Raw genomic sequence first — 19,285 nt, 5'->3', positions numbered from 1 at the left:
TCCCGGCTCCTGGCTGCCGTCGTCGAGCCGGGCTCGAACTACCGCCTCACGCCTGCCCGGGTTTGAGCACGATGAAAAGGCCGTGCGCCTCGGCGCACAACCGCTCACCGTTGTGCAGGGTGGCGCGCACGAATACCTTGCGGCCCTCCTGCCGTTCGGCCCAGGCGCGGACCTTCAGCTCGGTGTTGAGCGGGGTGATGGACCGGTAGTCCACCGTGAGTGAGGCGGTTCTGGTCACCGCGCCGGCGTGCACCGCCGCGGCCATGCCGAGCAGGTCGTCGAAGCCGATGGCCACCTGCCCGCCGTGCGCGGCGTTATTGCCGCCCAGATGGTATGTGCGGAAGGTGATCCGGGCATCGACACCGTCGGTGTCGGCGTGGTCGATCGTGAAAGGCGGCAGCGTGATGTTTCCGCGGCCGGGCAGATCGAACCTGGTCCAAGTAGGGGTCGACCACTCGTCCACGGTCGCCGCGTCCAGCTTGTCGTTGAGCTGCTCGAGGACGCCGATGGTCTCCAGTGCCAGCTCATCGGAGGGACTGGCCAGCCGCACCCGGTCCATCAGGCCGCGCACTTGCTCGATGAATTCGCCGTAGTGCGGTCCGCCGCGGGTGATGTCGATATCGCGACCATCGTGTGCGTCGATCAGCTCCGACATCGGCCGGAACCCGCCCTCGTGGTGCTCTTGATCGGGTAGCGAGTCGCCGACCTGCAGTTCGTTCATGAGAACACGTTATCGGTTGCCGGCCGGATGCTCGCTCGGCGGGGTGCGTGGCCGCGGCAGTGGCCGACGTGAAGAAGTCGGGCCGATTCCGGGGCATGCAATCCGAGTTTTGCATCCTTCCGGTTACGATGGCTCCTCCATCAGGTCTTCCGAAGAACCCGAAAACCGTCGGTCGACGATCGATTGATCGGCAGGACCGGCGCGGCTGGCGAAAGGCTTTGTCCCGATGCGTATTACGGCAGTTGTCTTCGATATGGACGGCGTACTGATCGATTCCGAGCCGGTATGGGAGCAGGTGCGCCGCGAGTACGTCGCCGAGAAGGGCGGACGCTGGCTACCGGATACGCAGCAGCGGTTGATGGGCATGAGCACCGGCGAGTGGTCGGACTATCTGAGCGGCGAGCTCGGTGTCGGTGAATCACCGGACACGGTGGCCAATGAGGTGATCGAGCGAATGGCGGGCCACTACGACCGGAAGGTGCCCTTGTTACCGGGCGCTGTCTCCGCGGTGCAGCGGATGAGCGAGCGGTGGCCGCTGGGTGTGGCGAGCTCCTCGCCGCGCACACTGATCGACAAGGTGCTCGGTCGCACCGGATTGATCGAATTCTTCGACGTCACGTTCTCGACGGAGGAAGTGGATCGGGGCAAGCCCGCACCGGATGTGTATGTCGCCGTGGCGGGGTTCCTGCGTCAGAAGTCGACCGAGTGTGCCGCAGTGGAGGATTCGAGCAACGGCCTGCGCTCGGCACATGCCGCGGGCATGCGGGTGATCGCCGCTCCTCGGCCCGAGTATCCGCCCGCCGCCGACGCGCTCGCCTTGGCGGCGCACGTTATCGACGGGCTCGACCAGCTGACCTCCGATCTGATTTCCGGATAGCCACGGCCGCCGGTGGGCCGACTTCCCGAGGGCTCGTCAGCGCCGGTACGACGTCAACAATGTACGGGCGGCCTCGGCGAGGTCGGCGTCGAGCCACTCGGGTAGTTCACCAGCGTGGGCGTGGCGGCGCAGTGCCGCGTATGGGAGGTCGACGACGGCCCGGCTGACAGCGTCGATCTCGCGGGCGTCGTCGCGCCCGAAAAGATCGCGGGCCAGGCGGCGCAGGTGTTGGAACAGCGGCGCGTTCATGCCCTCGAGGCGGCCTCGGAACTCCGCGTCGGGGCCGCCGTCGAGCAGGTCGCTCGGGCGCAGGTTGAGTAGAAGCTTGGCGTCGTCTGGTAATTCGCGGCCGAACCGCACGGCCGCCACTGCCATCGCCACTCCGGCCTCGACCGGGTCCTGCTCGCCCGCGCCGGCCATGACGCGTTGCTGGAAGCGTGTGAGCGCGCGCAACCACGCCTCGGTGAGGACGCCGTTGCGGTTGCCGAAGCGGTGGTAGAGCGTGCCGACAGGCGCGCCGCTTGCGGCGGCGATCGCGGCCACGCTGGCCGCGCGGGGTCCGTCGGCGAGCACGAGGGTGCGTGCTGCGTCGAGGATCACATCGGTGTCGTGCTTGCGGGGTGGTGCCATGTACTAGTACGTTCCTTCTATATGGAGCGATTGTCCTACATTGACGAGCATGCCAGATCGATCGACGCGAATCGGGATCGGGCATGGAGAGCGCTGCTGAAAGTCGTCTGCAAGGACCCGTCCGACCCGGCCGGCGTGCCGAGGGGATTCGTGCTCGACGCCGCCGAGCCGCCCGCACGGCTGGCGCTCTCGGGCAGGCACTGGTTCGCGCGCTACGCGCTGATCTTCGAACTCGACGACGAGGGGCCGAGCCGGACTCGGGTGCGGGCGCGGTCGTGGGGCGAGTTCCCCGGCCTGCACGGCAAGATCTACCGGGCGTTGGTGATCGGCAGCGGTGGACACCAGGTGATCGTGCGCCGGATGCTGCGGCAGATCGAGGCGGCGGCATGATCCCCGGGCTGATCTGGGGAGCCACCGAGGCCGAGTGTGCGCAGCACATGCCGTGTGATGATCTGAACCACGGTGGGGTGCAAGCGGATCGGGCCATCAGCATCGACGCCTCGCCGCAGCTGGTCTACGCCTGGCTATGCCAGTTGCGGGTGGCGCCCTACAGCTACGATCTGCTCGACCGCCGGGGCCGCCGCAGCCCGCGCAATCGCGATTCGGAACTCACTGAACTCGAAGTGGGACAACGGTTCATGGGTCAATTCGACTTGGTGTCCTTCGTTCTCGGCAGGCACATCACGCTGGTCGCCGGAAAAATCTGCGTGACCTACGCGGTGCGGCCGGAGGGCGGCGGAACTCGTCTCTCGGTTCGAATGCGATGCGGCGTACCGCGGCTCGTCGGGCGGGTGCTGGCGATGGGTGATCTGCTCATGATGCGCAAGCAGTTGCTAACGTTGAAGGAGTTGGCCGAGGCGGAGGAGCGGGCGCTCGCTTGATGGGCGCTGCCGAGGTTCGGGCGAGCCGGTGCTGTTGTTGCACGGCGGCTCCATGGACTCGCCGCGGGCCCGGCCCGGATCGAATGATCCTGGGCCGGGCCGGGATTCGCCTGCCGTTCAGTTGGCCACGGCGTCGTACATGCCCGGCACGTAGGAGCCGCCTTGCTGGCGCACGATCACACCGAGCCGGTTGGCCGCGTTGATCTGGGCGACCAGGGCGACCAGCGCGGCGACCTGGTCGTCGTCGTAGTGCTTGCGCACCTGGGCCCAGGTCTCGTCGGACACGCCGTGGTTGGCGTCGGCGATACGGGTGCCCTCCTCACCGAGCGCGAGCGCGGCCCGCTCGGCGTCGGTGAACACGGAGGACTCGCGCCAGGTAGCGACCAGGTTGATGCGCACCGAGGATTCCCCGGCGTGCGCGAGGTCCTTGCTGTGCACGTCGGTGCACCAACCGCAGCCGTTGATCTGACTGACGCGCAGCATCACCAGGTCCTGGGTGACCTTGGGCAGATTCGACTGGATGATCACCATACTGGTGTTGCCGAACCGCTTGGCGAATTTGGCGCCGATTGCGTTGTCTACCAAGTTGAATCGGGGTTCCATGACTTCGTCCTCACTCGTGGTGTTGCGTGCTACTGCACTGAACGAACATGAGACGCTCACGACCCGTTCCTTGTGACAGCGCCGCGCATGTGGCGTGCGTCACGGTCGGGTGTCCGCCTCGGGTGTCACAAAACGGCGGTGCCCGGTGTCTGATGGGCGACACAGTCGAGAGTGAATAGGAGCCATTAATGGCAAGCACGCCGCAGACTACGCCCGAAGATCGCGGCGGGAGCATCAGCCGAGCCGACCGTCCGGACGCCGCCACCGAGGCGTTCGTCGCCCACCGCAACCTGCTGTTCACCGTCGCCTACGAGATGCTCGGCTCGGCCGCCGACGCTGAGGACGTCCTACAGGAGACCTGGCTGCGGTGGGCGGGCGTCGATCTCGATGCGGTGCAGAATCAGCGTGCCTATCTGGTCAGGATCACCACCCGTCAGGCGCTGAGCCGGCTGCGCACGCTCGGACGGCGCAAGGAATCCTATGTCGGGCCATGGCTACCCGAGCCGCTTTTGACCGCGCCCGATGTCGCCGAGGATGTCGAGTTGGCCGACAGCGTTTCGATGGCGATGTTGCTGGTGCTGGAGACGCTCGCGCCGACGGAGCGGGCGGTGTTCGTGTTGCGCGAGGTGTTCGATCTGGAGTACGACGAGATCGCCGAAGCCGTCGACAAGACCCCGGCCGCGGTTCGTCAGATCGCGCACCGCGCGCGGGCACACGTCGCCGCGCGCCGACCGCGCGGCGTTGTTTCCGCGGTCGAGTCCCGAGAGGCACTCGAGGCGTTTCAGCGGGCGGTCGAAACGGGTGATTTGCAGGGCTTGCTCGACATGCTCGCGCCGGATGTGGTCTTCCTGGGTGATGGTGGCGGCGTCGTGCAGGCCGTGCTGAGGCCTGTCGTCGGGGCCGAGCTGGTGGCTGGCGTGCTGGCCGCAGGGCTGGGCAAGATGTCTGCGGCGGCGCTGCGCCCGGCGCAGGTCAATGGCTATCCGGCGCTCATTCTGCGGCGGGACGGCGAGATCGACACCGTTGTGGCGGTGCGCATCGACGACGGCCTCATCACCGGGCTCTACGCCGTGCGCAATCCCGAGAAGCTCTCGCGTATGGAGCGAGAGACTGCTCTCGGCCGGTGAGTCATAGGCGGCGAGTGAACGTGAGCTTCCAGCGGACGCGGGATCGATCGGTCATCGAGTGAACTTGGCGATGGCCGACGCGGTGACGGGTGTGAAGAGGTTGATCAGGTTGCCGTCGGGATCACGGAACAGCAGGGACCGGTTTCCCCACGGCATCGTGGTCGGCTCGTTGACGAAATCGCCGACGGTGTCGCGGAGCCTTTGATGGTCGGCATCCACGTCGGCGACCATGAACTCGATGATCGCGGTGTGGTTGTCGGCCGGTCGCGCGCTGCCCTCCCCGAACAACGCCACCGTCCGGGTGCTGCCGATGGCCAGCGTGCCCTTCGGCGTGACGAGTTCGGCGAAGTCCGGCGTAGCCCAGGTCGCTTCGACTCCGGTCACCTGCTCGTAGAACCCGACCAGGCGCTGGATGTCATCGGTGATCAGACGAATCGACACGAGATTCACGGCATGCTCCCTTGGTGGAATGCGGCGGGCAGGCCCCACCGACGCCCGCAACGCTAGAACCGATACCGGACGAGAACCGCCCGGTATATGTGTGAGACTTTCAGTTGTGACGCGCCCCACCGCTCGCGTGCTCGCCCTGCTGGAAATACTGCAGACGGGGGGCACCCATACCGTCGGTGAACTGTCCCAGCGACTCGATGTCGACGAGCGCACCGTCCGCAGGTATGTCACCCACCTCACCGATCTGGACATCCCGGTCCGGTCGGTACGTGGTCGGTACGGCGGCTACCAGCTTGCCCCCGGATATCGGATGCCGCCGTTGATGCTGTCCGCCGAGGAAGCGCTGGCCGTGCTGCTCGGCCTCGTCACCGGACCGCACGCCGGATGGACGACCACTTCGGCCCACGCGGCCGACAGCGCCGCGGCCAAGCTCCGCCGAGTCCTGCCCAAGGCTCTGGCTGCCCGGTTGGAGACGCTGCTGCACACCGTCGAGTTCACCGCCGAGGCTCGTCCCGGGACAACACCGGAGACCGGTGTCTTGCTGCTGGTTGCCGAAGCCACCCGCGACCGTCGGCCGATCGAGATCGCCTATGTCGACAGGAACGGGCGGCGCAGCGACCGGACCTTGCACCCGTACGGGATCGTTGCCCACGCCGGCCGGTGGTATGTGACCGGCGCAGACTTGGCCAGCGGCGAAACACGTTCGTTTCGGCTGGACCGCATCACGACGGCAACGATGTCATCCGGGACGTTCGCACTACCGAGCGGATTCGAGCCGGCTGCCTACCTGATGTCGGCGCTGGCCCAGACGCCCTACCGGCACGAAGTCTCCATCCGCGTCCAAGGCACGGTCGCCGAGATCCGCCCGCTGCTGCCCGCGGCGATCTCGATCGTGGACGAAATCTCCACCGACACAGCGCAAGCCGACACAGATCCATGGGTCCGGGTGCGCATCCGGGCCGAACGACTCGACTGGATCCCCGCCGTCCTCGCCGGACTGGACCGCCGCTTCATCATCGAACACCCCCATGCGCTCAACCAATCCGTGCGAGCCCTCGCTCGACGGCTGCTCGCGGCCACCGGCGACCGACCCGAGCCCGGCGAGTAGAACGCAGACCGGCTCCGCGGCGACCCCTCGTCGGTGTCGACCATGGCATGGGCCCGATGCCAGGCGGTCGGGGGCCTTCGGTCGCACTTCCACCGGCCGTGCCGAAACAAGCTTCGGCTGACGGACCCGAGTGATGCACGTCACGCCGCGAGGTGTCACGTTTCGGCGCTCCGCGGTGTCTCGAGGGCATGCCTGGACAAGCCACTCCCCACAAGGTCATCGTCATCGGCGGCGGTTACGCCGGAACAGTCGCGGCCAACCATCTACGGATGCGCACCGATGTCGACATCGCGCTGGTCAATCCCCGCCCGAAGTTCGTCGATCGAATCCGGCTGCACCAGTTCGTGGCCGGCACGGGCGACGCGACAGTCGACTACGGCACACTGCTCGGCGAGGGCATCCAGCTCGTCGTCGATAGCGCCACGCGCATCGACACCGCCGCCCGGATCGTGCAACTCGCGTCGGGTCGCGCGCTGGACTACGACCACGTTATCTACGCGGTCGGCAGCACCGCGGCGACACCGTCTATTTCCGGCGCGGCCGAGTTCGCTTTCCCCATCGCTGAATTCGAATCCGCGCAGCGACTGCGCGCCAGGCTGGACGAGTTGCCTCTCGATGCGCCGGTCACCGTGGTCGGCGGCGGACCGACCGGCATCGAGACGGCCGCCGAACTGGTCGAACAAGGGCGCACGGTCACGCTGGTGTGTGGTGGCATCCTGATGCCGTCACTGAGTGCGCCGGGTCGTCGGTATGCCGCCAAGTGGCTGTCCCGGCACGGTGTCACCGTGCTCGAGGCCGACAAGGTAGCCGAGGTCCGGCCGGATGCGGTTGTCTTGGCCAGCGGCGCGGTGCGTCCGAGCGTCCTCACCATCTGGACGACCGGTTTCGGTGTGCCGGAGTTGGCGACCGAGAGCGGGATGCGGACCGACGCGCTCGGTCGGCTGCTCACCGACGAGACGCTGACCAGTATCGATGACGCCCGCATCGTGGCGACCGGCGACGCCGCCGCCCCCTCGGGCCAACCGCTGCGGATGAGCTGTCAAGGCGCAGGTGCCCTCGGCGCACAGGCCGCCGACACTGTGCTGAGCCACATCGCGGGCACCGAACCCGCGGTGATCGACCAGGCTCTGCTCGGGACCTGCGTCAGCCTCGGTCGCCGCGCCGGCATCCGCCAGCTCACCCGCAAAGACGATATCGCGGTGAACCTCTACATCGGCGGCCGCGCCGGCGCGAGGATCAAGGAGATGACCTGCAAGATCGGAATGGGGAAGATCCGCAGGGAGGCCCGCAAGCCGGGTTCTCTGGTCTGGCCGAAGGGCGGCCCGCGTCCCGAGCAGCCGACCTCCGTCGCGCCGGTGGTCCCGTGACGGCCGACGAGCATGCCGAGCGATTCACTGTGCTGCGGCCGCTGCTGTTCACGATCGTCTACGAAATCCTCGGCTCGGCAACCGAATCCGACGACGTGCTGCAGGACAGCTATCTGCGGTGGGCCGAGGTGGACCTGGCGACGGTGCGCGACACCAAGTCGTATCTGGCACGGTTGGTGACCCGTCAGGCGCTGAACGCCTTGCGGTCGTGCGCGCGTCGTCGTGAGGACTACATCGGCCCGTGGCTGCCCGAGCCGCTGCTGCTCGACGAGCACGACGCGTCGGCTGACGTGGTGCTCGCCGAGTCGGTGTCGATGGCGATGCTCGTGCTGCTCGAAACGCTCACTCCCGACGAGCGTGCGGTGTTCGTGTTGCGCGAGGTGTTCGGATTCGACTACGCCGATATCGCCGCCGCGGTGGGCAAACCCGTGATGACGGCGCGCCAGGTGGCGCACCGCGCCCGCGAGCACGTGCAGGCGCGCCGTAAACGCTTCGAGCCCGTCGACGCGGCGAAGATCGCGCAGATCACCGAGCAGTTCATGACAGCGGCGACCACCGGTGACACCGACGTGCTGCTCTCGCTACTCGCTCAGGACGCCACCTGGATTGCCGACAGCGGTGGCAAGGCGATTGCGTCACGCCGACCGGTGGTGGGCGCGGAGAAGGTGGCCGGGTTCCTCATGGACTTGTTCCACCGGGCGAGCAGGACACCGAATCTGCGGATCGCGATGGTCAACTGCAACAACGCGCCCGCGATGGTCGTCTACAGCGACGACCATCTGAAAGGCGTATTCCTGATCGAGATCAGCGACGGCAAGATCAGCACCCTCTACGCCATCCGCAACCCGGACAAACTCGCCGCGGTGACGGTTGCGCGTCAGATCAGCCGCTAGGCAGCCGACACTGTCGTTTGCGCACTTCAGGGCGCATGGGCGTCGCCCAGTGGGCCAATGCCCCTTGGAACATCGCCGCCGCGTTCTTCCGATCCAGCAAACGATCAGCGCGCTGGTCGAGGACTACCTGACGGCGCGTCCCGACATCGGAACCGGGCCGGTCGCGTCCAGATCGTCCGGACGGCCCGGACGGGCTCACTCACGCAGGGACTGACTGATCCGCGCTGCCTGCAGGGTGAGGTGGTGCCGTTCGGCGAGGTTGGGGGCGGCCTGGGCGGCGTCGGCATACAGTCGTGCCGCGGTCCGAAGGTCGCCCGCCTTCTCGTGCAGGTACGCCGAGGCGGCGGTGTGGCGAGGCAGGCCGGGGTCCACGGTTGCCAAGGCCGCGAGGCCGGCGGCAGGGCCATCGGCCTCGCCGACCGCGACGGCCCGGTTGAGCTGCACGACAGGGCTTTCGGTGAGCCGGACCAGCTCGTCGTACCAGCCGACGATCTGCACCCAGTCGGTCTCTTCGGCGCTCGGCGCGTCGGCATGCAGGGCGGCGATAGCGGCCTGGGCTTGGAACTCGCCGAGTCGGTCGCGACCGAGCGCTTTCTGCAAGACCGCGACGCCCTCGGCGATGAGCGAAGTGTTCCAGCGGGAGCGGTCCTGCTCGGCCAGTGGGACCAGGCTGCCGTCACGCAAGGTTCGCGCGGGTCGTCGAGCGTGGTGCAACAGCATCAACGCCAGCAGTCCCGCGGTCTCCTCGTTATCGGTCATCGAAGCCAACTGCCGGGTGAGCCGGATCGCCTCGGCGGCCAGGTCGATGTCGCCGGTGTAGCCCTCGTTGAAGACCAGGTAGAGCACCCGCAGCACGGTCGCCGGATCGCCGGTCTCCTCGAACCGGACGTCACGGACCGTGCGTTTGGCCCGGCTGATCCGCTGCGCCATCGTCGCCTCCGGCACCAGGTAGGCCTGGGCGATCTGCCGGGTGCTCAAGCCGCCCACGGCGCGCAGCGTGAGGGCCACCGCGGAGGCCGGGGTCAGCGACGGATGGGCGCACAGAAAGTAGAGCTGCAACGTGTCGTCTGCTGCCTCGGTCGGTCCGGGCGGCGGTTCGGCCTCGATCCGCTGCTCCCGATCGCGCCGCGCCGCCTCGGAGCGGTGGGCGTCGAGGAACTTACGCCAGGCAACCGTGATCAGCCAGCCCTTCGGGTCGGCGGGCCGCTGGTCCGGCCAGGTCAGCGCGGCCTGAATGAGTGCCTCCTGCACGGCGTCCTCGGCCGTCGCGAAGTCGACTCCGCGATGCACCAGGACGCCGATCACCGCGGGAGTCAGCTCCCGCAGTAGCAGTTCGTCCATCATCTGATCTGCCCCGGCCGATTCGGTCACTCGGTGACTGTCGGCGGCGTACCCAGGAACGGGCGCAGCTCGAGCCATTCGTGGATCGGCTTGCCGCCGGCGCCGGGGGCCGCCGACAATTCGCCGGCGAGCGCGAGCGCGCGCTCGTAGGTGTCGACATCGATGACCATCCAGCCGGCGATCAGGTCCTTGATCTCCGCGAAGGGCCCGTCGGTGACGGGCGGTAGCCCCTCCCCGGCGTACTGGACGAACGTGCCTCTCGGCGAGAGTTCCTGGCTGTCGACGTACTCGCCGGTGCTCTCGAGCCTGGCGGCGAAGTCGATCATGTACTGCACGTGGTCTTGGACCTCCTGCGCGGTCCATTGGTCCATCGGGATTGCGTTCGTGGCCTCGGGCGCGCCACGGTAGTGCTTGAGAAGCAGATATTTCGCCATGCTGGACTCCTTGGTGTCGTACGGCCGTGGTGGCCGCATTTGCCCCTGGAACGGAGCCGTCAGCCCGTTCTCGACATCCTCGCCACATCTTCTTCGAGAATCTTCTGACGCACGGTCCGAGTCACACATCGATCGGCTTGTGGGACTGTCGCGATCATAAACTCGAGAGACCCGATATCCGGGTGTCCTGGAAGGAAGCGCGCATCCGCCGCACCTGAGCCTCTGGTCAGCGTGCTGCGGAATCAGATGGCGGCGGTGGCGTTGAGGTTGGTATGACTTCGGCACTGCATTCGGTCCGGTTCTCGATCTTGGATCGTTCACGCGTTCGGCGCGGACAGTCCCACCCTGCGGCGCTGCGCGAAACCGTCGAGTTCGCGCGGCTGGCCGAGCAGTGGGGATATCACCGGTTCTGGGTGTCCGAGCATCACAGCGTGCCCGGCGTGGCGGGTTCGGCTCCGACGGTGCTGGCCGCGGCGGTCGCGGCGGCGACGTCGCGGATTCGGATCGGCACCGGCGGGGTGATGTTGCCCAACCATCAGCCGCTCGTGGTGGCCGAGCAGTTCGGGGTGCTGGAGTCGTTGTATCCGGGACGCATCGATATGGGCCTTGGCCGGTCGGTTGGGTTCACCGACGGTGTTCGGCAGGCGCTCGGGCGCGGAAAGAGCGACGCCGAGGATTTCGACGCGCAGCTCGGTGAGGTGCTCGAGTACTTCGGGCACGGTCGCCACGGCGTGCACGCTTGGCCCGCCGATGGCTTGCAGGTGCCCGCGTTCCTGCTGGCGACCGGATCGGGAGCGCAGCGGGCGGCGCGATTCGGGCTGCCATTGGTGATCGCCGCGGTGGCCGGGCAGGACCGGATGGTCGAAGCGATCGAGCAGTACCGCAATGAGTTTCGCGCGATGGCGTGGGGCGCGCAACCATATGTCGTGGTCTCGGGTGCGGTCGTCATCGCCGACACTACCGAGCAGGCGCACCGGCTGTTGCTGCCGGAGGCATGGTCCAATGTCTACTCGCGCACCCGCGGTGAGTTCCCCGTGCTCGTCCCGCCGGAGGAGATCGAGAGCATGGATATGACGGAGCGGGAACGTCGGATGTTCGACGAGGCGCTGCGCGATCACATCCACGGCACCGAAGACGAGGTCGCGGAGACGTTGGAGCGCTTGCTGACCCGTACCGGCGCCGATGAGATCCTGGTGCACACCAGCACGCACGATCGGGCGGCGCGAATGGAATCGCACCGTCGTCTCTCCCAGCTGGCCGGCTTGGCTACCGCCGCTCAATCACGTTCCGGGAACCGTACTTCCGCGGTGGCATAGCCGAACTGTGGAACGATTCGAAATAGATATCGCAAGTGATCAGCCATCCAGGTGCCGTCGACGGCGGGAAACGTGAATCAATGATTCGTCCGGCGATCCTGATGTCTCTGTAATTGATCGGTTATCTGGAGAATTCACCAACGGCGGATATCTATTTTGTGCGTTCGGCTGTAACACTGTCACGGACAATTCGCGCGGCAGCTTCAACCCGTGGGTGATCGGCGGAGGTGGATCGCTGAGCACCCACCTGATCGTGCACCCGCCGACAGGACGTCCAAGTCCTCTCGGCGGGTGCATTGGAACGAAAGAGCTGTGGAGGGTGCCGGGCGCCGCGGCTCAGGTGAGTGCGACCATTTCGTGCAAGGTCGAGCCGGTGCGCCGGACCGTGCCGAGCTCGGTGACGATGTCCAGTTCGAAGGTGGAGTCGAATCGGAAGTAGCCGGGGTGCCCGACCAGGCGATATACCAGAGGTTTGACGAATCTTGTTCGGGCGATGGGAATGTCGTCGATGAGGTCATGGGCGTGGATCACCTTGTCGACGGTGAGGTGCAGGTCGAGCTGATCGGGGACGTGCAGGTGTAGCCAGGTCGGGTAGTCACGGTTGGCGGCCGGATGGAATTCGCGCGGACCTTCGGTCAGCGTGACCTCGCCGGTGCTGAGAATGATCTCGTCGTGGTGAGCGAGCATCAACGGCCGGATCTCGTGCGCACCGTATTTTTGCTGGGTCAGCACGGTTGCGTAGAGCAGTGAGTAGTCCTCGACGTAGAGCCTGCCCCAATGCCAACGATCGATGATCTTCTTCATATCGCCGACGCCCCAATTGTGGTCGGCGTAGCCGCGCCCTGAGGCGGGCATCGTGGTGCCGTCGATGGTGATCGAGCCGCTGACCCGCGCCCGAGGGGCGCCGACGACCCACCCGAAGGAGTCCTTCCGGCCGAACCGCGTCTCGCCTTTGCCGGGCATCCAGCTCGGGATCTCATTGTCGAAACGCAGGTCGAACTCGATGCCGTCCTCGGCGAGACGGAGGTGCTGGACCGGCAATCCGTCGGCGGAATATTCGGCGCGGGCGTGATTCGCACCGATGCGGACCGCACAGTTTTCGGTCGAAAAAGACGCGGCGGCACGGGGATACCGTTTGGATACCTGTCGTCGAGTGCCGTCGGGGTAGTAGACGATCAGCTCTACCCACGGCCGTGCGGTCGGCAAATCCTCCGGCCTGCGTTTGATGAGGAATCCGATGACGACGTGGCCGGAGTCGAGGTGGGCGTCGAAGTACCAGTGCTCGAACGCGAGCTTGCTCGATGCGGGATGCAGGGCGTTGTGCCGGGGTTCGACCACGGTCAGCGCGTCGTCCCGGTGTCCGGGCCCGTTCCACGCTTCGACAATGCCGGGGTTGTTCATGGGTGCCGCGCTTTCCATGAGATCGTGTGGGTCGGGTACTGATCGGTCATCGGCGCAGGGCCCCGTTTGCATCGAAAGCCGCTTCACGGCCCCGCATTTGGGCGCGGTGCCAGTTCTCGCGGTGCAGGCACATCACCTTCTCGTGCAGCGGCGCGAATCCGGGCGCGAATCGGCGCGCGAGTTCCATAGCGGTGATCAGTGGAAAACGTAGGACCGGGATGAGTGCCCACGGGAACACCGGCGGCATGGAGTAGCGGCGGCGGGTGGATGGTGCCATATAGAGGGCGGCGTACACCGAGTTGATCCGGAAGTTGTAGGCGGCACGTAGCCGGGCGGCTCCGCGGTGCTCCGGTCTCGGAGCGAAGGCCGCCGGATACGATTCGATGAGTTCGGCACCGTGCGCGCCGGCGTCGTGGGAGCGCGACGCGATGGTCATGGCGAGCACACGCAGCGAGTCCGTCACCGTCTCGGGATACCAGCCGACCCGGACGCCGAGCAGATACCCCAGATATTTCTGAAAATGCAGCAGCGCACGGATTTCCGACGGTGTCGTCTGATATCCGAGCAGCCACAGACCGAGGCCCGGCGTGACGCTGCCCGCGAGCAGGGTCAGCATTTGGTAGGTCTGACTGATCGGCAGGCCCCACTTCTCGGTGTCCCACTCCGGATGGTTCGCGACGCGCGCGCGGACGAACACGTGCATCACCCGCACCTCGAGTGCGATGGCCCGGCCGCTCGATCCAGGCGTGAACAGGGCATCGGGCTGGGACACCTCGATCCAGAACCGGCACGTCTCCAGGAACCGACGCAATGCGCTGTCGCCCGCGTAGCCGCCGGCAAGCGACAGGGGTGTCGCTACCGCGGATTCGGTGTACATCTCGAGTGTCTCGGCACCCGCGAAGCTGAATAGCATTGTGCCCCAACGACGCCAGATCGCTGCGCCCTGCTCGACGAGCTCGGGCCGGACCCATTCCGGCACCGTCTCGTATTCCTCGAACAGCGCGCGCATGGAGGGTGGTGCGTCCGGTACCGAGTCGATGCCATTGGCGAGCGCGGCGTCGAGCATCGCGCGCCCGGCTTTCGCGGTGTCGCCGTGCAGGACCTCGGCGACATAGCGTTCCGCGACCGGGTCACCGGCGAACAAGTCGGCGGTCAGGGCCGTGGCCTGCGCGTCGGTGGGAAAGAGCTGACCTCCGGTGAGTGTCTCGACGATGCGCCGCAGCCGCAGGACCCGCGGTGTTCGAAGTGCCTCCCAGTAGCGGAACGCGGTGGGGCACTGCGGAGGTGGCGGTTGCGCGGTGCCCGCCGCGTGGTTCGCGGTGGTGTTGTTGCTCGACATGGGATTGTCTCCTGTGCGGGCGGTGGGTCCGCTCCGATCGACGGGCGTCGTGGCCGGGGTTTCGGCAGCAGTAGTGGACTGTACTGTTGAGTATGGAGTTACGGTACCGTGCAGTACGTTGCCTGGTTGCGGATTGATCAAGCCAGGCTCGCGGCAGGAGGCAATCGGATGACATCATGTCGAATTCGCTCACTATGATCGCGCCGTGACACTTCCGGACCCGGCGACGCCGAGATGACCGCGCAACCGTCGCGCAAGGCGATGTCGCAGCGCGCCAGCAGGGCCGGCGGCAATCGGCTGACTATCGACGACTGGATCGACGGCGGCCTCGACCTGCTCGCCAGCGAGGGTGTCATGGCGATCCGGATACCGCGGTTGTGCCAGGAGCTCGGTGTGACCAAAGGTAGCTTCTACTGGCACTTCGACGACATCGGGCAGCTGATGGAGGCGATGGCCGATCGTTGGAGCTCGGTGCAGGCGGAAGTCGTTCGCGCGGTGGGTGAAATCGACTCGTTGCCGATCGGTGACCGGCTCGAGCGGATGGCGATGCTGCTCATCGACGAGCAGCGGTTGGCCGTCGAGCTGACCGTCCGCGAATGGGCTCGCGACGACGAGCAGGTGGACGCCGCGATCCAGGCGCTCGACCGCCGGGTCTTCGAGGTGGTGTGTAATGCGCTGTCGGAGATCGGCTTCGACGAATCCGAGGCTCGGGTGCGGGCAGGCGCGCTCGTCTATGCGGGTATCGGCTTCATCCACGGTCGCCGCAGCCTGCCGACGCCGACAACCGCGGAACTGCGCGCCGTATTCGACGTGCTGACCCGGCGCACCTGACCGGGCTGTCCCCGACCCGCGTTCCGTCACCGCCTCATGCGGCCGATCCTCCTGCGCGCAATGTCGAGCGAATCCGCAACATGGCCACCCGCGACCCGGAAGGGCTTGCGGCACAATTGATCTCCGGCACCGCAGCGCTGATCGCGGCGAGTCGGCGCGGCGCGACGTTGGTCAGGCGAATGCTTCGGTAGTAATCAGCACACCGGAAAGCCGTTGCAGCGCTGCGGGAATCGCCCAGTAATAGACCCAGGTGCCGCGCCGCTGGCAGTCGATCAACCCGGCTTCGCGCAGCACTTTGAGGTGGTGGGAGACGGTCGGCTGGGATAGCTCGAACTGCGGGGTCAACTCGCAGACGCAGACCTCCGCGCCGGGGCGGGAGGCGATCAACGACAGCAGCCGCAGCCGCGCTGGATCGGCCAACGCCTTGAACGCGCCTGCCAACTCCGCGGCCACCTCGTGGCTCAGCGGGGAGGAGAGGTTGCTGTTGCAGCAGTCGGTGGAGGCGGTCACCGGCAGATCCTGTTTGGACACCTTTCTATATTGACAGATTTCGATGCAGTGGCGCAATCTGTATAGACATTCATCGATGCAACCAGGTCGGGCGCACACATTCGGCCTGGATACCGACCACTAAGGGATGTGGCGTCATGACAGACCATCAGACCGAACTCCGCGAAACTGTGCGAGCCCGTTACGCACAGGCGGTCAGAACCGTCACCGCGGGCGGGGTCGCCGAGGATTGTTGCGCGAGCGACCCCATCGCGGTCGACCAAACCTTCGGCGCGAGCCTGTACGGGGCCGCCGATCGCGACAAGCTCCCGGTCCAAGCCGTCGCCGCGTCATTGGGTTGCGGCAACCCGACCGCGGTCGCCGAACTCCGCGAAGGCGAGCGCGTCCTCGATCTCGGATCCGGCGGTGGAATCGACGTGCTGCTGTCCGCGCGTCGTGTCGGGCCGACCGGCAAGGCCTACGGCCTCGACATGACCGAGGAGATGCTCGCCTTGGCTGTGGCGAACGCCGACAAGGCGGCAGTTCGCAATGTCGAGTTCCTCGCGGGTCACATCGAGGCGATCCCGTTGCCCGCCGACACCATCGACGTCGTCATCTCCAACTGCGTGATCAACCTGTCGGTCGACAAGCCCGCGGTCTTCGCCGAAATGGCCCGAGTCCTGACCCCGGGCGGACGGATCGGCATCGCGGATGTCGTCGCAGGCGACGACTTGACCCCGACCCAGCGCGCCGAGCGAGGCTCCTACGCCGGCTGTATCGCCGGCGCGCTGTCGTTCACCGAATACCGAAACCATCTCACCGCGGCCGGTTTCACCGACATCGAGATCATCTCGACCCACGAGGTCGCCGACGGTATGCACTCCGCGATCATCAAGGCCGTCCACCGCGGCCACGGGTGACACGATGCCGGCTTCAGGTGCGGTGCCCGGCGGTTCGTCGCTGCTCGGCGCGGTGGGCGAGTGCGTCGAGGATGCGTTGCCATGCGGGTGATGCCTCGGAGATCCGGGAAATGACCAGCTTCCGGCTCGCTGGCTGGTCGCGGTCTCGTTCGTATTCGATCTCCCATGCGTCCAAGTCGTCGATGAGCCGGTCCAGGCGTGGATCGTTCGGATTCCAGTCGACAGATTGATCACAGGCGAGATACAGGCGCGTCGTCTCGGGATCGTCGAAGTCGGCGTTCTTTTCCCGTATCCGCTGCGGCATGGCGCGTGCGTCCAATGCCTGCATCAGGATCCATGAGTCGCGCTCGAGCCGTACCCTCAGGTCGCTGACCCCGAGACCGCGCATCCGGTCCAGGATGGCGACTACATCCGGGGGCAGGACAAGCCTTTCGCCGCTGTCCAGTTCGGCGATCCGGCCGCGGTATTCGGTGAGCTGGTCGATCTTGCGCTGCAATTCGGCGTCGATTTCGGTGATGGCCGAGGCGAATTCGGTCGGCTGTGCGTGCAGCAGCGCGTCGATGCGGGCCAGCGGAACACCGGCATCGGCGAGGGTCCTGATCCGGATGAGATCTACCGCCGCTTGCGCGCTGTAGCGGCGGTAGCCGGAGGCGTCGCGCTCGGGCTCGGGCAACAGGCCGACGTGGTGGTAGTGGCGAACGGTGCGCACGGTCACGCCGGCGGTCGCCGCCAGTTGGCTGATCGTGAGCACCGTCCTCCTCGGGTCTTGGTGAACCGTGATCGTGAGTCTAGGGGTGAGCCGCCCGGCCGATGACGTCACGGATCGCCTGGACCACGGCATCGGGGCGGTCGAAGCAGAGCCGGTGGTGGAAGGTGTCGGAGAGGATGCGTTGCTCCCCACGCGAGACCGCGCTCACCAGGGCCGCGTCCATTCTCGTCCGGCCGTCATGCAGCTCTCGCAATGCCCGCTGCTGCTGAGCGGGATCGGTGCCCAACACGCTGAGAGCGACCACTGGGACGTCAGGAATGTCGGGCCCGGCCCGCAGTTCGGCGGCGAGTTCGACCAACGTGCGGCGCTCGGCGATGCCGGCGTGCATCCATTCGTCACTCACACGGGCATCGATCAGCGGTTGCCGTACGTGCTCCGGGTAGTCCGCGTACAACTCGGCGTGCATCTCGCGCAGGGCCTGGCGCATCTGTCCGAGCTGCTCCAGATCAGGTCCCATCTGCTCGGCCGTGGCCAGACTCGCCGCCGCAGGCATGAAGTCGTCCCAGTCGCGGTGGAGGCCGTCCAGCCAGACCAGCCCCGCCACGTCCTGCGGGTACAACTGCGCGAACCGATGTGCGTAGAAGCCGCCGAGGGAGTGGGGCACGAGAACGTATGGGGCGGGGACGTTCTGGGCGCGCAGCAGCTGGTGCAGTTCCGTGGCGACCGCCGCGGCGGTCCGCGGCAGCGCGATGCGATCGCTGTAGCCCGTGCCGCCGCGGTCGTACACCACAGCGGTGGTGAATTGCGAAACTTCGTGCTGGACACCCAAATAGTCCAGGCCGACCGCGGTGGCGCCCGGCAGGAACACGACGGGCGGTCCGCCGCTACCCGACCGATGCACGAAAATGCGGCGGTCGTCGATCTCTTGGAACCCTCCGATCGGCGGCGCGGGCCGCGCGGGGGAAGTGCTGTTGTTCGTCATGCGATAAGGCTCCAACCCTGACGCAGGGTCAGGGTCAACCCTTCGGTCGCAGTACCCGAAGCATGCGCGGTTGTTCGAGCGCGGCCTATTCGGCCATTCGTCATATTGCCGCTCAGAGTTGTCAGGGCGGTGACCCGCGGTGCCGACGCGGTCGGTCACCTTCGATGTACCAACGAGGCTCGAGTAGTTACCCGCCTTTCGGGCGAAATGGGCAGCGCCAGTCCGGTTCCACCGCGCGACCGGAATATTGGCGGGCCTGTGATCCGGAGGCGGCATTGATCAGCATCGGATTCACCGAGCCTTGCAGGGTGATGTCACGGGCCCGGATCAGGCGTTTGAACGAATCGAGCATGCCTTGTTCGCGCAGCCGAGCGAACTGCGTGTGCGGATTGAACACCACAGTGGGCCAGGGGAATTGACGGGCTGTGCGGGAGGCCAGCGGATGCATGCCGACCACATAGTAGGCACGAGCGCCGATGCTGAAGGAGAACCACGGGTCCTCCGGATCCGGACTGACCTCGCGATCCCAAGGGAATGACCGGGTGTCGATCTCGTGCATGTGCTGTAAGTGCAGCCAGAGCAGCCGTTCGAACTGTGCCTCGGAGGTGATGGACGGGTCGGTGAAGACCGCGACGAAAGAGGCGAAGTCGGACCCCGGGTGCAGTAGGTCATGAGCGAAGTCGGACAGATCGCGGCAACCCGCGTGGGCGCTGTCCACGGCGCCCAGCTCGGCGTAGACCCGGATCCGGCAGAGCTCACGGCGGACCGACGACCTGGCACCGAGACACGGAAAACCCTTGTGCAGCACAGTCTCCCGGAACAGTGCGGGTATCGTCGGTCCTCGATCCGCCGTCATGACGAACCCC

General features: G+C 66.6%; 22 protein-coding genes. 10 read left to right on the top strand and 12 right to left on the bottom strand.

All coding sequences use genetic code 11. From position 1 onward, the window contains the following. Positions 1-46: 46 nt before the first annotated feature. The gene (locus ACLMAJ_RS12210) at positions 47-721 is read right to left on the bottom strand and encodes a PaaI family thioesterase (RefSeq protein ID WP_412013735.1); all 675 of its coding nucleotides are present in this window, start codon (positions 719-721) and stop codon (positions 47-49) included. Between the two features lie 226 nt (positions 722-947). On the opposite strand from ACLMAJ_RS12210, the gene ACLMAJ_RS12205 reads away from it, so the two are divergent. Further along, on the top strand, positions 948-1,598 hold the full coding sequence (locus ACLMAJ_RS12205; protein ID WP_412013734.1) for an HAD family hydrolase: 651 nt from the start codon (positions 948-950) through the stop codon (positions 1,596-1,598). A gap of 36 nt (positions 1,599-1,634) precedes the next feature. Here ACLMAJ_RS12205 and ACLMAJ_RS12200 read toward each other — a convergent pair whose 3' ends face one another. Then, a complete protein-coding gene (locus ACLMAJ_RS12200; RefSeq protein WP_412013733.1) occupies positions 1,635-2,228 on the bottom strand; it encodes a TetR family transcriptional regulator in 594 nt (197 codons plus the stop codon). 21 nt (positions 2,229-2,249) lie between these two features. On the opposite strand from ACLMAJ_RS12200, the gene ACLMAJ_RS12195 reads away from it, so the two are divergent. Continuing rightward, the gene (locus tag ACLMAJ_RS12195) at positions 2,250-2,618 is read left to right on the top strand and encodes a hypothetical protein (RefSeq protein WP_412013732.1); all 369 of its coding nucleotides are present in this window, start codon (positions 2,250-2,252) and stop codon (positions 2,616-2,618) included. Next, positions 2,615-3,109: an SRPBCC family protein gene (locus ACLMAJ_RS12190; RefSeq protein ID WP_412013731.1), complete on the top strand. Its 495-nt coding sequence runs from the start codon at positions 2,615-2,617 to the stop codon at positions 3,107-3,109. The genes ACLMAJ_RS12195 and ACLMAJ_RS12190 overlap by 4 nt, the downstream gene beginning before the upstream one ends. 117 nt (positions 3,110-3,226) lie before the next feature. Here the strand turns inward: ACLMAJ_RS12190 and ACLMAJ_RS12185 are convergent, their stop codons facing one another. Then, the gene (locus ACLMAJ_RS12185; protein ID WP_412013730.1) at positions 3,227-3,712 is read right to left on the bottom strand and encodes a carboxymuconolactone decarboxylase family protein; all 486 of its coding nucleotides are present in this window, start codon (positions 3,710-3,712) and stop codon (positions 3,227-3,229) included. A 188-nt stretch (positions 3,713-3,900) separates the two neighbouring features. On the opposite strand from ACLMAJ_RS12185, the gene ACLMAJ_RS12180 reads away from it, so the two are divergent. After that, positions 3,901-4,839 (top strand): RNA polymerase sigma-70 factor, encoded by a 939-nt coding sequence (locus tag ACLMAJ_RS12180; RefSeq protein WP_412013729.1) that lies wholly within the window; start codon positions 3,901-3,903, stop codon positions 4,837-4,839. Between the two features lie 51 nt (positions 4,840-4,890). Here the strand turns inward: ACLMAJ_RS12180 and ACLMAJ_RS12175 are convergent, their stop codons facing one another. Next, entirely contained in the window at positions 4,891-5,289 is a 399-nt protein-coding gene (locus ACLMAJ_RS12175; RefSeq protein ID WP_412013728.1) for a VOC family protein, read from the bottom strand. Positions 5,290-5,395: 106 nt separating this feature from the next. On the opposite strand from ACLMAJ_RS12175, the gene ACLMAJ_RS12170 reads away from it, so the two are divergent. The 3 genes from ACLMAJ_RS12170 to ACLMAJ_RS12160 all read left to right on the top strand — a co-directional run bounded on the left by ACLMAJ_RS12170 (position 5,396) and on the right by ACLMAJ_RS12160 (position 8,657). Then, positions 5,396-6,397, top strand: coding sequence for a helix-turn-helix transcriptional regulator (locus tag ACLMAJ_RS12170; protein WP_412013727.1), 1,002 nt, complete (start codon positions 5,396-5,398; stop codon positions 6,395-6,397). Between the two features lie 188 nt (positions 6,398-6,585). Then, complete coding sequence (locus ACLMAJ_RS12165) at positions 6,586-7,764, top strand: NAD(P)/FAD-dependent oxidoreductase (RefSeq protein ID WP_412013726.1); 1,179 nt, start codon at positions 6,586-6,588, stop codon at positions 7,762-7,764. Next, positions 7,761-8,657 (top strand): RNA polymerase sigma-70 factor, encoded by an 897-nt coding sequence (locus ACLMAJ_RS12160; protein ID WP_412013725.1) that lies wholly within the window; start codon positions 7,761-7,763, stop codon positions 8,655-8,657. The genes ACLMAJ_RS12165 and ACLMAJ_RS12160 overlap by 4 nt, the downstream gene beginning before the upstream one ends. Before the next feature lie 195 nt (positions 8,658-8,852). On the opposite strand, the gene ACLMAJ_RS12155 is transcribed toward ACLMAJ_RS12160, so the two are convergent. Then, positions 8,853-9,998 carry an RNA polymerase sigma factor gene (locus ACLMAJ_RS12155; protein ID WP_412014063.1) on the bottom strand — a complete coding sequence of 382 codons (1,146 nt, stop codon included), beginning with the start codon at positions 9,996-9,998 and terminating at the stop codon, positions 8,853-8,855. A 26-nt stretch (positions 9,999-10,024) separates the two neighbouring features. Next, positions 10,025-10,432 (bottom strand): YciI family protein, encoded by a 408-nt coding sequence (locus ACLMAJ_RS12150; protein WP_412013723.1) that lies wholly within the window; start codon positions 10,430-10,432, stop codon positions 10,025-10,027. Positions 10,433-10,704: 272 nt separating this feature from the next. Between ACLMAJ_RS12150 and ACLMAJ_RS12145 the strand changes: the two genes are divergently transcribed. After that, the gene (locus tag ACLMAJ_RS12145) at positions 10,705-11,748 is read left to right on the top strand and encodes an LLM class flavin-dependent oxidoreductase (RefSeq protein WP_412013722.1); all 1,044 of its coding nucleotides are present in this window, start codon (positions 10,705-10,707) and stop codon (positions 11,746-11,748) included. Positions 11,749-12,084: 336 nt separating this feature from the next. On the opposite strand, the gene ACLMAJ_RS12140 is transcribed toward ACLMAJ_RS12145, so the two are convergent. Then, positions 12,085-13,149 (bottom strand): lipocalin-like domain-containing protein, encoded by a 1,065-nt coding sequence (locus ACLMAJ_RS12140; RefSeq protein ID WP_412013721.1) that lies wholly within the window; start codon positions 13,147-13,149, stop codon positions 12,085-12,087. A gap of 46 nt (positions 13,150-13,195) precedes the next feature. Beyond that, entirely contained in the window at positions 13,196-14,488 is a 1,293-nt protein-coding gene (locus ACLMAJ_RS12135) for an oxygenase MpaB family protein (protein ID WP_412013720.1), read from the bottom strand. A gap of 234 nt (positions 14,489-14,722) precedes the next feature. Between ACLMAJ_RS12135 and ACLMAJ_RS12130 the strand changes: the two genes are divergently transcribed. Beyond that, on the top strand, positions 14,723-15,319 hold the full coding sequence (locus tag ACLMAJ_RS12130) for a TetR/AcrR family transcriptional regulator (RefSeq protein ID WP_412013719.1): 597 nt from the start codon (positions 14,723-14,725) through the stop codon (positions 15,317-15,319). Between the two features lie 171 nt (positions 15,320-15,490). Here ACLMAJ_RS12130 and ACLMAJ_RS12125 read toward each other — a convergent pair whose 3' ends face one another. Then, entirely contained in the window at positions 15,491-15,829 is a 339-nt protein-coding gene (locus ACLMAJ_RS12125; protein ID WP_412014062.1) for a metalloregulator ArsR/SmtB family transcription factor, read from the bottom strand. A gap of 137 nt (positions 15,830-15,966) precedes the next feature. Between ACLMAJ_RS12125 and arsM the strand changes: the two genes are divergently transcribed. Then, positions 15,967-16,728: an arsenite methyltransferase gene (gene arsM / locus ACLMAJ_RS12120; protein ID WP_412013718.1), complete on the top strand. Its 762-nt coding sequence runs from the start codon at positions 15,967-15,969 to the stop codon at positions 16,726-16,728. 13 nt (positions 16,729-16,741) lie between these two features. Here arsM and ACLMAJ_RS12115 read toward each other — a convergent pair whose 3' ends face one another. The 3 genes from ACLMAJ_RS12115 to gntA all read right to left on the bottom strand — a co-directional run bounded on the left by ACLMAJ_RS12115 (position 16,742) and on the right by gntA (position 19,275). Then, positions 16,742-17,479 (bottom strand): MerR family transcriptional regulator, encoded by a 738-nt coding sequence (locus ACLMAJ_RS12115; RefSeq protein ID WP_412013717.1) that lies wholly within the window; start codon positions 17,477-17,479, stop codon positions 16,742-16,744. A gap of 37 nt (positions 17,480-17,516) precedes the next feature. Further along, complete coding sequence (locus ACLMAJ_RS12110) at positions 17,517-18,419, bottom strand: alpha/beta fold hydrolase (RefSeq protein ID WP_412013716.1); 903 nt, start codon at positions 18,417-18,419, stop codon at positions 17,517-17,519. A gap of 187 nt (positions 18,420-18,606) precedes the next feature. Beyond that, the gene (gntA, locus tag ACLMAJ_RS12105; RefSeq protein ID WP_412013715.1) at positions 18,607-19,275 is read right to left on the bottom strand and encodes a guanitoxin biosynthesis heme-dependent pre-guanitoxin N-hydroxylase GntA; all 669 of its coding nucleotides are present in this window, start codon (positions 19,273-19,275) and stop codon (positions 18,607-18,609) included. Positions 19,276-19,285: the final 10 nt, after the last annotated feature.

This window comes from Nocardia arseniciresistens (assembly GCF_046764875.1).
Taxonomy (GTDB): domain Bacteria; phylum Actinomycetota; class Actinomycetes; order Mycobacteriales; family Mycobacteriaceae; genus Nocardia; species Nocardia arseniciresistens.
This window is presented reverse-complemented; position numbering and strand designations above follow the sequence as displayed.